Consider the following 13,519-nt stretch of genomic DNA (forward strand, 5'->3'; position numbering starts at 1 on the left):
AAATCTGTTTATATCATCGTTGTACCCTTTTTCGTTTATACCCAAAAGGAAGGAATGAAAACAGCGTTGGAACCCGCTTAATTATCCTCTACATTGGCAAAAAACTCTTCCAATGTCCAATTCTTCTCTTTTATTAATTTAGCTGCTTCCTTGCCAACATAGCGATAATGCCATGGTTCATATTCATATTGGGTTATGTCAACCTTATCTTTCGGATAGCGCAGAATAAATCCATATTTATAAGCATTGTCCATTAACCATTTGCCTTCTTTATCTTCTCCGAACTCTTCCGTTAATAAGAAATTCTGACCCTCTGAAGTGATATCCATTGCTAACCCGCTTTGATGTTCACTAGAGCCGGGAATTGCTACTGCCTGCTCTGCTTGTTCTTCCCCTACATTTGCAACCTCTTGGTCAAAAACTGCAGATTGTCGTTCATATGACCTGTATCCTGAAGAGGCATAAAGAATCATACCTTCTGATTTAGCTCCATTAAACATTTCAGCAAGCGCTTCTCCTGCTTCCTTCCTCATATAGCTTTTCTCAATATCCTCATTCCCAAAGGAAAAGGAAACTTCTGGTCTGATAAGATCCTTTGGTTCATAATCACTTGGCAAATAATATTCTTTATTAACTAACGCTAATATATTTTCAGGATTCAAAATGACATTATGTCCGTCTTCTTCCTTTACTTTATTTAGATTTTCACTTGGTATGGTCCATTCCTTTGTTTCTTGATTTTCTGCCTGCTGCTGGGAAGTTTGGTTCGTGTTTTCCTCTTTTGGCTGACTCTCTTGTTGTGTCGTACTGCAGCCGCTCAAAATAAAAGCAATAGCTGCAGTCGTAATTATTTTTTTCATGTTGTCACCTTTCTTCTCTTGCTCAGTAGTCCATTTTATGTATTTCTTTCCTTCTACCTTCATTATTATAAGGGAATATTAACATTATAGAAGTGTTTGTCGACAATACCATTACAAAAAAATGACAAAACAAAAAAATATCTATTACGTTCCGAATACGAATGGCAACATAAAAACCGCTTTTTCATCTAACAATAAGGAAGAGATACATCAAGCAATGGGAGGGAATCACAAAATGCCTAGAGATGCAGACAATATTCATGTGGAAACAGAATCTCATAAGGATGGTCCAAGAGAAGGAGTCATCCCAAGTGGAAACAGTAATCAGATGGGGATTAGAACAGAAGCTGGACATAAAAAGGCAAATGCCTTCCATGTTCAATCACTGAAAGCAGATGCTGATATGCAGCAATTCAGCGATACGATAGATAATGCCTTTCCTAAATAAAATAAACAGGATGCAAAAGCATCCTGTTTAGCTCCTAATACCAAATCTTTCTTTCGCCTTTAATATAAATTCTTGCGAATCTATGTCTTCCTTTTGTTTAGTTCCGTCCGACCATTCTGTAAATGAATGATTAGTCAAAACTATACTTCCCTTATCTGTTAACAAGCTAAGCAGAGGATCTTTATTAAAACGCGACGCAGGATGATTAACGATAATTCCTTGCATTTCATTTAACTCTTTGACATCATCGAAAACTTTAGTTGAGCAAAAGGCATAACCAATCCTCCAGTCCTCATCTTTATCCTTCAGCTTGACATATAACATATAATCTCCATACTCACTCGGCTTCTGCTCTATCTTAAATTCTCCATTATCTGAAACTATTAGCTCTCCATCAAGGGGCACAGGCTTTAATGGCAGATTGGCGCCATATCCTGAATCCACCACATATTGGCGTCCATTATCCTCAAGCAATATACAAGCGTGGGTAGCTCCTGTCTTGCTCCAAGCTTGATTGGCAGGATCATAGGTAATCCCCTTAATTAGGGCGACATTTAACCCGTTTTCACGTAAAAACAAGTAAAGAAGGGAATTTATATCATAGCAAAGCCCGCCTTCTTTTCGCTCAATGATCTTATCTTGTAAATAAGCGGGAGATATCTCGCCCGTTTTCCCTCCGATTATAGCCATATTTTCAAAAGGGACTGTTTTTGCCACCTTTTCCAATACAATTTCTAGATTTTGCAACGTTATTGCTTCTGCAAGAGGGAAGCCAATTCGCTGCCGAAAGCGTTCATTTAATTCATGCATTTGTCATCCTCCTAACTATATAAAAAGATTCTCTCCTTGAAGGACAAGGACTGTCATGCCTTGCTCACTGCCTGATTCATGGCCTTCTCCCTTGTCCCACAGCACTCCCTCACCTGTTTGCAGTGTCTGTATTTGTCCGTCCGCTCCTTTAATCCAGCCTTGCCCTTCCATTATGATGAAGGCCTGTTTAACCGGAGCATCATGATAACCTACCATTCCCCCAGGCTCGACATGAATTATACCGATACTAACAGGTTCATTTGTTCGCATTAAATTCGTGTAATAAGCAGCTACGGAATTATAATTGCTGATGGCCTTGCCTGTAAGCTTATTAAATGACATTATTTCCTTCATTTAAATACCTCCTTGTTCGCCATCTTATTATCGCATACATTTATTTAAGGTCTCTAGGAAAAGCTGTTACAACTGCTTCTGTTTTTTGTAGGCTAAAGGCGTTATCTTCATTTCCTTACGAAACTTTTGAATAAAGTAGCTTGTGCTGCTGAAGCCAACCCGATAAGCGACCTCCGTAATATTGGCATCCTCTTCTTGAAGCAAAATTAAGCTTTTCTGAATGCGATAATGCTCCAAATAATTAAAGGGCGAACGGTTTAAGATCCTTTGAAAATAGCGGCAGCATTCCGATCGACTCAAATGGCCTGCTGCAGCAATATCGACAAGCTTTATTTTCTCCTCATAATGATGATGAATCCAGTCAAGCATCTGTTTCATTCTTTCATTTTTAACTGACTCTGCTTTGTTAAAGGCAGGCGGAAGTCCATTTTTCATAAAACTTTTCCATAATAAGGAGAGCTGTATACTAATATCAATTTCAAAATACGGCTCCTTTTTTTGAAGGAGTTCGTTAATGGCTAGGATAGCGTCCAATATAATTCTGCCCCATTCTTTATGACCATCAAGAGGAACATATGGAAGATTGCTTGCTTGCATATATGGATAAACATACTGAGAAAAAAGTTCTTGTGTGAGCATAAAGGAAGGTGCGACGTTAAGGCAAATATAGGATGCGTCCTTTGTGACCTCCGCTGCCATATGCAGTAAACCGCTGTTTATAAATAGGCCGCTGTCTTCTTTCAGTAAAATATCGTCTCCATTTACCGAGAAATTCGCTTCTCCTTTATGCATGTACACAAACTGCAGTTCATCATGCCAATGCAGCGGGATGTGCCCATACATGTTTTTATTAATGGTTGTTTCGTAGCAGGCTACAGGCAATAATACAGTATAATGCTCTGTCAGCTCTTTTAGATCATCACCGATAGGAAAAGGACGGTTTTGCATAACAACCTCCATATTTTTATATTTTTTCCGTCTATTATCGTATTTTTCCGCTGATTATTCCTTTATTATAACAATATCTTTATAAAAGGCGGAGACATAATGACTAGAAATAGAGGTTTGTTTTTTGTAATTACAGGTGCTGCTTTTTGGGGAGTCGGCGGCACAGTTGCCCAGAAGCTCTTTCAAACCTATCAAATCGATGTAAATTGGCTAGTTGTCGTAAGGCTGCTGCTTTCTGGCTTAATGCTGCTTTTGCTGACAGCCTTTAGCAAAAAGCGCAGTCAAATTATTGCTGTTTGGAAGAGTCCTCAATCCGCTTTCCGATTGATTGCCTTTTCCCTTTTTGGGATGCTGGCCGTTCAGTATACTTATATGGCAGCCATCAATCATGGCAATGCAGCTGTTGCTACGTTGCTGCAGTATTTAGCACCAATCATGATTATGATATATTATCTTTTAACCAAAAAAGCGCGGCTGTCTAAACTAGACGGATATTCTGCCGCACTTGCATTAGGCGGCTGCTTTCTTCTGCTGACAAATGGTTCTTTTTCCGAGCTTTCTGTTCCTGTTCAAGCTGTTGTATGGGGTGTGCTTTCTGGAATAGCGGCTGCTTTTTATACTTTAAGTGCCGGACGCTTGCTGGAAAAGTTTGATTCTATGGTAATTGTCGGCTGGGCGATGATAATCGGGGGACTTTGCTTAAATACGTTAGAACCTGTGTGGAAGACAGCACCTGCTGAACTGCCTAGTGCAGCCATTGGTTATTTATTGTTTGTGATTGTGTTTGGCACAATGATAGCCTTTTGGTTTTATATAAAAAGTTTAGAGTCACTATTGCCGAAAGAATCCAGCTTGTTAGGCAGCATTGAGCCGCTTGCGGCTGTGTTGACGACGGTCTTTTGGCTCAACATGCCATTTGGCTTATTTCAATGGCTTGGCGCAGCCTGCATTATCGGTGTCATTCTGCTTCTATCTGCTTTTAAACGGCAGAACGCTCAATCTGTCCAACTATAAAAAAAGAGAAGCTGCCGTCAAAAAATCGGCAGCTTCTTATATTGCGTGCTCTTCTACCTTATACTTATAAAACTTCTTATCAACCTCCATAAGCGGAAAGGCCTTAGGCAGTTCGGCCAGCTCAATACTTGTAAACTGGTTTTTCTCATAAAAGCGATGAGCTGCTAAAAACTGAGGCGTAGTGCCAAGGTAAACTTCTAAAATATCGACTTCCTTTGCCCAAGCAAGGGCATTTTCCAACAAAAGTCTCGCTGTATTATAGCCTGCGCCGCGATAATCTTTATGCACGAACATTTTTCTTAAGGCAGCTTGGCTGTTGCCGATATCAAGTAAAGCAATGGTACCAACTACCTTCTCCTCACTACGAGCAACCCAAAAGTTGCCTTTTCCTCTTTGATAAAATGTTTCTATCATCAATAAATCAGGCTGGTCTTCTTTTGTAATAGGGATATTATATTCTGTTTGCTGAATCGTTAATATCAAGTCAACCACTTCAGCTTGATGCTTTTGCCGAAATAGTTCCACAATTGGTTTGTTCAACTATTGCCACCACCAAAAATTATTTTTCATGCCAATATCTCTTTATTCTGTTTATCCTGTTAAATTCCTCCTTTTAAATATCAGATTTTTCAGTTTAGTTTCACTTAGAATAATTCTGTTGTTTTAGGACAACTTACTTTTTGGAGGAGGTGATACATATGGCAAGAATTGGTGTAGAACAATCACTAACAAATATTTCAGAGGCTCTCCGTGAACAAGGGCATGAGGTGATTGATTTAAAGCAAGAGTCTGATGCACAAAACTGTGATTGCTGTGTTGTCTCAGGAATTGATTCTAACGTAATGGGCATGCAGGACACACAAATACAAGGCTCTGTTATTGAGGCAAACGGCCTTTCTGCTGATGAAGTATGTCAGCAAGTAGCACAAAGAACAAACAAATAAAAAACATGCTTAAGCAAGCACCTTTTTTGGGGTGCATGCTTAAGCGTAACCTCCTATGAATCCAGCTAGACTCCCCTTTTTCCTTCCCCTTATGTATGAAGAGCTTAAATCATGGCGATAAACATAAGGGACACTTTGCTTTTTTATCAAAAGAATTATGTATTTTTAGTAAAATTTCCACTCTCGTTACATTAGTTTTTTCCCTTTTGTCATATGATGTAGTATTCCTTTTAAAGAGGGGAGCTGATTAAATGATTATCTTTTTGATCGGGTTAGGCATATTGCTTGTAGATGTGTTTTTTTGAAGGTCATCTTCTCCAAAGAAAAGGAAGGATTACAAGCGCAATCCTTCTTTTTCTTTGGTTTTAATTGGCCTTAAAATTATACAAAGGCTTAATAACCTTCATAATTTCAATGGTATCAACACTATGTCTAATAATATCCTCCATTGGCTTGTATGCCATCGGGCTCTCATCTAATGTGCTTTCATTAACAGAAGTCGTCCATACTTCCTTCATTGAATCCTGGAATTCTGTCAATGACACCATCTCTTTTGCTTTCGTTCTTGACATTAATCTGCCTGCACCATGAGGAGCCGATTCATTCCATTCTGCATTACCTTTACCGATTGCAATTAAGCTGCCATCACGCATATTGATTGGAATGATTACTTTTTCCCCTTTTTTGGCAGAGATTGCCCCTTTTCTGAGAATCATTTGTTCCATATCAATATAATTGTGAATCGTTGTAAAGCTGTCCGCTATTTCCCAGCCCATACGGGAGACAATTTCTTCTGCCATTGCTTTACGATTCAAAAGTGCATAATGCTGCGCGATTTTCATATCATTCATATAATGATCAAAGCTTTTTCCTTGAAGATAAGCAAGATCCTTTTTGATGAAAGGACTTTTAAGGCTTTTTAACGCTTCTTCAATTTCCCTTTCCCTGCCTTCTGCTTTCAATTCATTAATCAGCGTTTGGCGTTCTTCCTGCAAACTTAACAGCTCATTATATGCTAAGTTTTGATAATGCTCTGCAATTACCTTGCCTAAATTTCTAGAACCAGAGTGGATGACAATCACAATTTTATCGTCTAATTCGTTCAACTCAACAAAATGGTTACCTCCACCTAAAGTTCCAACTGATGATTTAGCTCTTTTCAAGTTAAAAGGCGCGACCACATTACGAAAATCAATTTTTTTGGAATACGGATGGAATTGACTGCTTTCCCTTGTGGCAAAGCCGCTTGGAATATGTTTGCGGATTATTTCATCGAGCTTATCGAAATTAACTTCTGTTTTATTTTTATTTATAACGGCAACTTCCATGCCGCAGCCGATATCACATTTTTCTCCTAATTACTTAAGAGTTTGGACTATACCTTCTCTGCGGTTATCGGAGTTAGGCAGCTCCTATCGCAGGCTCGCCGTATTAATTATCCCATCATTTATAAGGTTTGGTAATAATTCTGCACGTAAATCTGCCACTAGCGTGCAAGTCTCTGAACCATTTGACTGTGTTGCCACAGCCTCTGGCTGCTGATTGCCCTAATAGGGGTTCCAGCAATTGAGCGAGTGGTTTAACGTCTGGGCCAACATCAAGCAACCCCGACTAAGTTTGGAACAATTTTATCTGTTATAGTCATCGTTGTTCCGATTGTACAGCCTGCGCCTGCATGAGTATCAGGCATAATCCGGATTTTGGTTCCTTCTGTAAAGTCCTGATCGCAAAGCTCTTGAATTTGCGACAATGCTGTTTCTTCGACTTTATCTGTAAAAACTTTGGCGCTGTTAAATCTCCCTTGCACTTCAATCATAAAATCCCTCCTCATTACACTTATAACAGCAGTTTCACAACTGGGAATGTGCTGCCGTTTTTAGTCCAGTTCGCTTAATAGTGTATATAATCCTGCTTATTTTGTAAAATAATAGAAAACAATTACAGCCAGCAATGAATGAAAATCAGACATATGGGAAAACTTTTTTTAGACAATATAGACCGTTATCGTTCTGATGGGAGCAAATCATATATGACGAAACTTAACAAACCACCGCTAACAAGTGCTGAACAGGGAAATTTATGGAACTTTTATATAGCAAACACGATGTCTCACTGTATGTTCCAGCCTTTTTTAATAAATGTGGAGGATAAAAGAATCAAGGCAATTATTAAAGACAGTGATGTTTTAAGCCAAAGAATCATTGATCATGTTACCATTTTATTCCAAGCAGATAATATCCCTCTTCCTGTCGGTTTTTCAGCAGAAAAAGATGTAAATCTTTCCGCACCACGGCTGTTTTCTGATGAGTTTTATCTTGAGTACATAGACATGATGTATAAGTTGGGAATTATCTTTTACAGCATTACCTTGCCTAATACATCAAGATTAGATATACGTCAATTTATTGTCGAAATCATGAGGGACGCTGCTACTCTTTCCAATCAGGTGACAGAGTTAATGCACGAAATGGGGATTCATGTGCGGCCTCCGAATATACCTGCGATGGATGCTGCTGAAATGGTTCAACGGCAAAGCTTTTTTAATGGCTTTTTTGGTGATAAAAGGCCATTAACAGGTATTGAAATTTCACAATTATTTGCTAATATCCAGTTCAACACGATGAAAACCGTGCTGCTGCTCGGTTTCAGCCAAGTCGCAAAATCAGAGGATATCAGCAACTATTTTATAAGAGGCAAGCATATAAATATTAAACAAAATTCCGTATTTTCCAATGTACTAAAGTCAGAAGACTTGCCATTGACAATGCCAAGTCAATTTAATATCACCACATCCCAAACAGCACCCTACTCTGAAAAACTGATGCTTTTTCATATCAGCAATCTGTCTTCTGCAAAATTACGAAATTTTGGTGATTCTATTGCAGTTAGTCCGCGCCATGACCTTGGTTCTATCTATCTTCGGCTAATGGTGGAAACTTCAAACTATGCAGAGGACGGCGGAAATCTATTAATCGAGCACAATTGGATGGACAAGCCACCGCATAACATCGACCGTAATTTACTTGCAAAAAAACAAAAATAATATATTTTGCTTAAAGGAGCCTTGATAGATGAAAAAAGAGCAAGAAGTTATCTCAGATGAATTTTTAGATCATCTCGTCGAGGAAATTAATGAAATATATGGATGGGATGATAAAAAAGACAGTAATGAAGAAGAAAATAGAGGTTAAAAATAGCCATGAAAAATGTTAGTCCCCATTTTTCATGGCTTTTAAAAATGTAAGTGCTACTACTCTAGGCATTGGTGATAGCATTACATTTCTATTGTAACGTTCTTTATAGAGAATGTCTCGTGCTTTTTACCATTTTAATAAATTTTTTATAGGAGTAAATAGTATTAGCTCTTAAAATCAGTCTTTAATAGGGAATACATATAAAGATCATCCATTTTTCCGCAGCTGTATTCATAGCTTCTTAACAGTCCCTCCTGTAAAAAGTTATTCTTTTCCAGCACTCTTTGTGATTGGCGGTTTGGAGGCTCTACAAGTGCTTGAATCCGCACTAGTTTCATTTGGTCAAAGCCATAATCAACGACAGCGTGAAGAGCCTCACTGACAAGTCCTTGTCCCCAATACTGTTGATGAAGCTCAAAGCCAACTTCTGAGCGAAAATGGCGCTTCTCCCAATTTAAAAAACCGCAGCTGCCAATTACTTTGTCTTCGCCTTTTAATGTAATGCCCCATCTTATTCCAGTCTGCTGCATGTGGATTTTGCTATACCAATCGATCTCCTCGACTGTTTCCTCCACTGACTGAAAAGGCTCCATTCCATAATATTTCATTACAGCTTTATCAGAAAGATAACGATAAATATCTGCTGCATCTTCCTTCGTTATTTTTCTTAAATGTAAGCGATCTGTTGCAAGCAGTGGGAAATCTTTATGCTTGAGGCACATGTATTTACCTCCATTTATTTATACAATTCCATAAACGTCCCTGCCACCATACATGGCTTAACATCAATTTTTTGCCACACATTGCCTGTTACATAGGGTTCTACCTTTAACCATTCGTCAACAGCTTCTCTTGTCGGATATTCAACGACCATCATCGAACCAATCATTTTTCCGTGATCATCCAATAAGGCTGCACCATATAAATGCTTTCCTTCCTTAAACCGCATTTCTACGGAACTTAAATGCTCTTTTCTTGCAAGCATTCTCCGTTCCAATGCCTGCTCATCCGTACCATCATATGCCGTAACAACAAATTGCATTAATCATGTCCCCTTTGTATTTGTAGATATCATTGCCATTAATATTCTTTCTACAGCAAACAGCACTTTTCCTTCACAGAAAAGTGCTTATTCTTGTAATCCTTATGACAGCTCTTTCAGCTTTTTTGTTAGCTCGTTGAATTTCGCATCAAGCTTAGAATATTCCTTATCATGCGGCATCATGAAACTTAACCTTCCTAGTATTTCCTGCCTTTCTGTTTCAAGCTTCAGCCGCAGTTCTTCCACATCATCTCTAGCTGCAGCAGGTGATTGCCATTGTTTGCGAACTCCATTATTCGTGATTAAAAGCGAGCTTGTTGTCGTTTTCTCCAGGAAATAGCGGTCATGTGAAACAACAATTAATGTTCCATTATATTGTGCCAGTGTTTCCTCCAGCTGCTCACGGGATGCAAGGTCCAGATGGTTGGTTGGTTCATCTAGTAAAAGCACATCTTTATCCTCTAATATATATGCCATCAGCTTGCATTTAACGCGCTCGCCCATACTCATCGAGCCGATTGGTTCCCTCCATTGAGACGCAATAAAACCTAACTGCTTCATTAAAGTTTGTACCTTGCCTCGTTCTGCAAACGTCTCGCGATGAAAAAGCTGTGAGGGTGTCTGTTCAAGGGGAAGATCAAAAACCTCCTGCGATAAATAGCCAATCTTAGCTGTAGGAGATACCCATATCTCGCCAATTCCTTGCTCACTACCAACAATCATTTTCAAAAGAGTCGTTTTGCCGGATCCATTTGGACCTGTTAGAGCTACTCTTTCGCCGTGTTTAATGGTAAAATGCACATCCTTAAACAATGTCCGCTTGCCATATGCTTTCGCCAAACCCTTCACTTCGAGAAACCGTTTGCCGACCTTACTGTTGGATTGAAGGGAAAAATAAACAGAGTGCTCGCCTTCAACAGGTTCCACCTTATTCTTCTCCAGCTCCTTTTCAAGCCGCTTTTGTTTTGATTTTACTTGTGCATCCATGCGCTTTGCTTTAACTCGGTAGTACTCCTTTACCCCTTCCTTTTTCGTGGATTCGGCGTGAGCTTTTTTTGACCAGGAATTCAATTCCTTAATCTGACCTTCTATTCGTTCTGTCAGCTTTTGCTGTTTTTCATATTCCCTCTGCTGCACAAGTCTTTTTTGTTTGCGAGCCTCCATATAAGCAGTATAGTTCCCCTTATGCTCCACAAGCTTCTTGCCTTCAATAGCCCAAATTTTTGTGGCCACTTCATCAAGAAAATAGCGGTCATGTGACACTAATACAATGGTGCCTTTATATTCCTTTACCTGCTTTTGAAGCATCTGCAGACCCTTGTCATCAAGATGATTTGTCGGCTCATCCAGCAATAACATATCAGCATCTTGTGCGAATCCTTCAGCAAGTCTGGCCTTTAGTTTTTCGCCACCGCTTAAGTATTCATATGGAGAGTCAGGCACTTGCCATTTTTCTAATAGCTTTACTTCAGCGACTGATTTATCTGCAGACAGATGCGTCGCTGATTCCTGAACAACAAGCCAAGAAGTTAAGGGAACAAGCCATTGGAGCTCACCGTTAGAAGGAGTTATGTCTTCATTCAACAGATGCAAAAGTGTCGATTTGCCAGCACCATTATTACCGATAATGCCGATTATATCCCCTTGCTGCACCGATGCTGTCACTTCTTCGAATACAAGATGGTCCTTGATCTCATAACTAATATGATGCAATTTGAATAATTCTTTCATTAATTAATCCCTCTCTTAAATAGGGAGGACAAAAAAATCCTCCCAAAAGTAATTTTGGAAGGATTAGCCGAACATTTTAAGCATGACCAAATAAGCCTTGTAAGACTTATTGATACGTATAGATAGAAAATGGGCAGACTAATCCTATTTTAGTTTGATTTGCAAATATGCATTTCAGGCTAAATAAAATAAGATTAGATAATCATCGTCCACCCATCATCCCTTTCTGCTTTGTTACTAACAGTGTAACAAAACTCTTTTTTCAATGCAATGGTTTACAAACTATAAATGACAAAAAAAGGAATCGGCTTATATGCTAAATCGCGCTCGTTTCCCATTCCTCCCGCAATATTCCCATGCGGATGGAATCATAATAAACACCATTATAATAACGGCATTTCCTGAGCCGTGCTTCTAGCTGCATCCCAAGCTTTTCTCCTACCTTCATCATGCGATGATTGCCAGACCATGTTGTAAAGCCAACTCTTACTAGCGGGAGTGTTTGAAACAAATGACTTGTCCACAGCTTTAGTACTTTTGTTCCGTATCCTCCGCTCCAATACTGAGGATTGAAAATAACGATACCCATTTCCAACCAATTGGAAGATTTATGCTCCCAGTAGTAGCTAACCGTACCAATAAGCTTTCCGTCTACCTCAATCCCCCAATAATCGCCTTGACCGATTATTTCATTCTTGCGCTTCATAAATTCGGCCCACGGAACAGCCTTATGTTCATAATAAGGCGCATCCCAGTTTTTCCATTCAGGTGCCTCTTCTTTATATGCCTGTTCCCAAAGCGGATAAAGATCAGCCTCTATCAACGGTCTAATGATGATGTTATCTTCTGCATACATGCTTGGAATAATGGAGCTTTGTCCGCCAAAGAAAATATTCTCAACCTCTTGAATAGTGTCTGCTAGATAGGTAGGCTTGGATAAAGCCAGCTCTTCCCGGGACCCATATCCATATGTAACACCGACAGAGTCTATGCCAGTATTATTCGCTCCAATTAAGTCATATTTTCTATCCCCAATCATGATAAAATCACTAGGTTCATATTCTTTGTAATAATCAAGCAAATATTGAATGATGTCTGTTTTCGCTGATCTAGTTCCATCGAGATTGCTGCCGACAATCATATCAAAATAAGAATCAATTGCAAAATGCTCGGCAATTTTTTCAGCAAAAACCGTCAGTTTTGAGGTTGCGATTGCCAAAATACAGCCGTTCGCTTTTAACCGGCTTAACAATTTTGGTATCTCTTCAAAGAGTTCATTTTCATACATTCCGTATTTTTTAAATCTCTCCCGATAAAATCCAATTGCCTTTGGAATTGTTTCCTCATCAAATCCAGCATATTCTGCAAAAGAAACATGCAATGGCGGTCCGATATAGCATTCTAATTCATCCAATGTTGGTACTTGTTTATTAAGCATTGCGAAAGCATGTTGAACAGATTTCGTGATTCCTTCCTTAGGATCTGAAAGTGTTCCATCCAAATCAAATAGTATGACTTTATATGTTTTCATTCCAACATCCCTTTCTGCTTGTAAACTACCTCATTTTACCATATTCAAATTCAATGAATACCCACATTGTCCTAAAAAAGAAAAAAACTGCTAGTTAAGCAGCAGTCTTATTGCACCTTCTTAATCAAACACTAGCGCCGCCCTCAAATCACAGACGTTATGTTCTAAGTAACCTTTTAAGCAGGTAAGGGTGTAAACCCAGCCTTCCTTTTGGCCGAGCAGTTTTTCAACAAGCAGGGGATCTTCGGGCTTGAAGCCCGATTCCCGCACTTCCATGATTGTATTTGTTTGTTCGTGCTCCCTTAATTTAATGGTAACGATTGTTTCCTCCCGTTCAGCGCCCCAAGCAAACACAATTTTTTCGTTATTCAGAATTTCCAGCAGACGAATTGCTGCTTCTGCCTTATACTCGTTATATTTAAGGATGACAGTATGACCTTGCGCCCAATTTTCTGAACTGGATGAAAACCAAAAATTGCCGATTTTTTCTCGCTCTACAATCGCTGCGAATACATTTTCAACAGGCTTGTTTATTTGCAGTTTAACAGTTACTTCTGTTACCAACTATAATGCCCCCTTTTTTATATTATTCTATTCTATCATAGGAGAATACGGTACCTAAACGGAGCAATGCGATAGTTTA

At 39.1% G+C, this 13,519-nt stretch carries 17 protein-coding genes and 1 pseudogene; 5 read left to right on the plus strand and 13 right to left on the minus strand.

Annotated elements, in window-relative coordinates; all coding sequences use genetic code 11:
• Nucleotides 1-77 precede the first annotated feature (77 nt).
• Nucleotides 78-860: a D-alanyl-D-alanine carboxypeptidase family protein gene (locus LXM54_RS06445; RefSeq protein ID WP_233314248.1), complete on the minus strand. Its 783-nt coding sequence runs from the start codon at nucleotides 858-860 to the stop codon at nucleotides 78-80.
• 235 nt (nucleotides 861-1,095) lie between these two features.
• Here LXM54_RS06445 and LXM54_RS06450 point away from each other — a divergent pair, with 235 nt between their 5' ends.
• Nucleotides 1,096-1,308 carry a hypothetical protein gene (locus tag LXM54_RS06450; RefSeq protein WP_233314249.1) on the plus strand — a complete coding sequence of 71 codons (213 nt, stop codon included), beginning with the start codon at nucleotides 1,096-1,098 and terminating at the stop codon, nucleotides 1,306-1,308.
• 27 nt (nucleotides 1,309-1,335) lie between these two features.
• On the opposite strand, the gene LXM54_RS06455 is transcribed toward LXM54_RS06450, so the two are convergent.
• The 3 genes from LXM54_RS06455 to LXM54_RS06465 form a co-directional block, all read right to left on the minus strand.
• Nucleotides 1,336-2,118, minus strand: coding sequence for an arylamine N-acetyltransferase family protein (locus LXM54_RS06455; RefSeq protein ID WP_233314250.1), 783 nt, complete (start codon nucleotides 2,116-2,118; stop codon nucleotides 1,336-1,338).
• Nucleotides 2,119-2,133: 15 nt separating this feature from the next.
• A complete protein-coding gene (locus LXM54_RS06460) occupies nucleotides 2,134-2,472 on the minus strand; it encodes a cupin domain-containing protein (RefSeq protein WP_233314251.1) in 339 nt (112 codons plus the stop codon).
• Nucleotides 2,473-2,538: 66 nt separating this feature from the next.
• Entirely contained in the window at nucleotides 2,539-3,420 is an 882-nt protein-coding gene (locus LXM54_RS06465) for an AraC family transcriptional regulator (RefSeq protein ID WP_233314252.1), read from the minus strand.
• A gap of 96 nt (nucleotides 3,421-3,516) precedes the next feature.
• On the opposite strand from LXM54_RS06465, the gene LXM54_RS06470 reads away from it, so the two are divergent.
• On the plus strand, nucleotides 3,517-4,434 hold the full coding sequence (locus LXM54_RS06470; protein WP_233314772.1) for a DMT family transporter: 918 nt from the start codon (nucleotides 3,517-3,519) through the stop codon (nucleotides 4,432-4,434).
• Nucleotides 4,435-4,470: 36 nt separating this feature from the next.
• On the opposite strand, the gene LXM54_RS06475 is transcribed toward LXM54_RS06470, so the two are convergent.
• Nucleotides 4,471-4,974 (minus strand): GNAT family N-acetyltransferase, encoded by a 504-nt coding sequence (locus LXM54_RS06475; protein ID WP_233314253.1) that lies wholly within the window; start codon nucleotides 4,972-4,974, stop codon nucleotides 4,471-4,473.
• A gap of 158 nt (nucleotides 4,975-5,132) precedes the next feature.
• Between LXM54_RS06475 and LXM54_RS06480 the strand changes: the two genes are divergently transcribed.
• Entirely contained in the window at nucleotides 5,133-5,378 is a 246-nt protein-coding gene (locus tag LXM54_RS06480) for a YkuS family protein (protein ID WP_233314254.1), read from the plus strand.
• Nucleotides 5,379-5,743: 365 nt separating this feature from the next.
• Here the strand turns inward: LXM54_RS06480 and LXM54_RS06485 are convergent, their stop codons facing one another.
• Nucleotides 5,744-6,706 carry an RtcB family protein gene (locus tag LXM54_RS06485; protein ID WP_233314255.1) on the minus strand — a complete coding sequence of 321 codons (963 nt, stop codon included), beginning with the start codon at nucleotides 6,704-6,706 and terminating at the stop codon, nucleotides 5,744-5,746.
• A gap of 269 nt (nucleotides 6,707-6,975) precedes the next feature.
• Complete coding sequence (locus LXM54_RS06490; protein ID WP_233314256.1) at nucleotides 6,976-7,194, minus strand: RtcB family protein; 219 nt, start codon at nucleotides 7,192-7,194, stop codon at nucleotides 6,976-6,978.
• Between the two features lie 213 nt (nucleotides 7,195-7,407).
• Between LXM54_RS06490 and LXM54_RS06495 the strand changes: the two genes are divergently transcribed.
• Nucleotides 7,408-8,421, plus strand: coding sequence for a DUF3231 family protein (locus LXM54_RS06495; protein ID WP_233314257.1), 1,014 nt, complete (start codon nucleotides 7,408-7,410; stop codon nucleotides 8,419-8,421).
• Between the two features lie 28 nt (nucleotides 8,422-8,449).
• Entirely contained in the window at nucleotides 8,450-8,569 is a 120-nt protein-coding gene (locus tag LXM54_RS06500) for a hypothetical protein (RefSeq protein WP_233314258.1), read from the plus strand.
• Between the two features lie 167 nt (nucleotides 8,570-8,736).
• On the opposite strand, the gene LXM54_RS06505 is transcribed toward LXM54_RS06500, so the two are convergent.
• The 6 genes and pseudogenes from LXM54_RS06505 to LXM54_RS06530 form a co-directional block, all read right to left on the minus strand.
• Nucleotides 8,737-9,294: a GNAT family N-acetyltransferase gene (locus tag LXM54_RS06505; protein WP_233314259.1), complete on the minus strand. Its 558-nt coding sequence runs from the start codon at nucleotides 9,292-9,294 to the stop codon at nucleotides 8,737-8,739.
• Between the two features lie 14 nt (nucleotides 9,295-9,308).
• Entirely contained in the window at nucleotides 9,309-9,614 is a 306-nt protein-coding gene (locus LXM54_RS06510; protein ID WP_233314260.1) for a YciI family protein, read from the minus strand.
• Between the two features lie 102 nt (nucleotides 9,615-9,716).
• Nucleotides 9,717-11,345 carry a ribosomal protection-like ABC-F family protein gene (abc-f, locus tag LXM54_RS06515; protein WP_233314261.1) on the minus strand — a complete coding sequence of 543 codons (1,629 nt, stop codon included), beginning with the start codon at nucleotides 11,343-11,345 and terminating at the stop codon, nucleotides 9,717-9,719.
• Nucleotides 11,346-11,661: 316 nt separating this feature from the next.
• Nucleotides 11,662-12,201 (minus strand): GNAT family N-acetyltransferase, encoded by a 540-nt coding sequence (locus tag LXM54_RS06520; protein WP_233314773.1) that lies wholly within the window; start codon nucleotides 12,199-12,201, stop codon nucleotides 11,662-11,664.
• A 57-nt stretch (nucleotides 12,202-12,258) separates the two neighbouring features.
• A pseudogene (locus LXM54_RS06525) lies at nucleotides 12,259-12,876 on the minus strand (HAD hydrolase-like protein); the annotation flags it as partial.
• A 120-nt stretch (nucleotides 12,877-12,996) separates the two neighbouring features.
• Nucleotides 12,997-13,440 carry an SRPBCC domain-containing protein gene (locus tag LXM54_RS06530; protein WP_233314262.1) on the minus strand — a complete coding sequence of 148 codons (444 nt, stop codon included), beginning with the start codon at nucleotides 13,438-13,440 and terminating at the stop codon, nucleotides 12,997-12,999.
• Nucleotides 13,441-13,519: the final 79 nt, after the last annotated feature.

The sequence above is a fragment of the Bacillus sp. Au-Bac7 genome (assembly GCF_021341655.1).
Taxonomy (GTDB): Bacteria; Bacillota; Bacilli; order Bacillales; family Cytobacillaceae; genus Niallia.

Excerpts from the sequence above, each read along its gene's own strand:
- LXM54_RS06510 (WP_233314260.1), bottom strand. The coding sequence starts at position 9,614 with ATGCAATTTGTTGTTACGGCATATGATGGTACGGATGAGCAGGCATTG.
- abc-f (WP_233314261.1), bottom strand. The coding sequence starts at position 11,345 with ATGAAAGAATTATTCAAATTGCATCATATTAGTTATGAGATCAAGGAC.
- LXM54_RS06520 (WP_233314773.1), bottom strand. The coding sequence starts at position 12,201 with ATGTATGCAGAAGATAACATCATCATTAGACCGTTGATAGAGGCTGAT.
- LXM54_RS06495 (WP_233314257.1), top strand. The coding sequence starts at position 7,408 with ATGACGAAACTTAACAAACCACCGCTAACAAGTGCTGAACAGGGAAAT.
- LXM54_RS06450 (WP_233314249.1), top strand. The coding sequence starts at position 1,096 with ATGCCTAGAGATGCAGACAATATTCATGTGGAAACAGAATCTCATAAG.
- LXM54_RS06445 (WP_233314248.1), bottom strand. The coding sequence starts at position 860 with ATGAAAAAAATAATTACGACTGCAGCTATTGCTTTTATTTTGAGCGGC.
- LXM54_RS06490 (WP_233314256.1), bottom strand. The coding sequence starts at position 7,194 with ATGATTGAAGTGCAAGGGAGATTTAACAGCGCCAAAGTTTTTACAGAT.
- LXM54_RS06485 (WP_233314255.1), bottom strand. The coding sequence starts at position 6,706 with ATGGAAGTTGCCGTTATAAATAAAAATAAAACAGAAGTTAATTTCGAT.
- LXM54_RS06500 (WP_233314258.1), top strand. The coding sequence starts at position 8,450 with ATGAAAAAAGAGCAAGAAGTTATCTCAGATGAATTTTTAGATCATCTC.
- LXM54_RS06480 (WP_233314254.1), top strand. The coding sequence starts at position 5,133 with ATGGCAAGAATTGGTGTAGAACAATCACTAACAAATATTTCAGAGGCT.
- LXM54_RS06455 (WP_233314250.1), bottom strand. The coding sequence starts at position 2,118 with ATGCATGAATTAAATGAACGCTTTCGGCAGCGAATTGGCTTCCCTCTT.
- LXM54_RS06465 (WP_233314252.1), bottom strand. The coding sequence starts at position 3,420 with ATGCAAAACCGTCCTTTTCCTATCGGTGATGATCTAAAAGAGCTGACA.
- LXM54_RS06460 (WP_233314251.1), bottom strand. The coding sequence starts at position 2,472 with ATGAAGGAAATAATGTCATTTAATAAGCTTACAGGCAAGGCCATCAGC.
- LXM54_RS06505 (WP_233314259.1), bottom strand. The coding sequence starts at position 9,294 with ATGTGCCTCAAGCATAAAGATTTCCCACTGCTTGCAACAGATCGCTTA.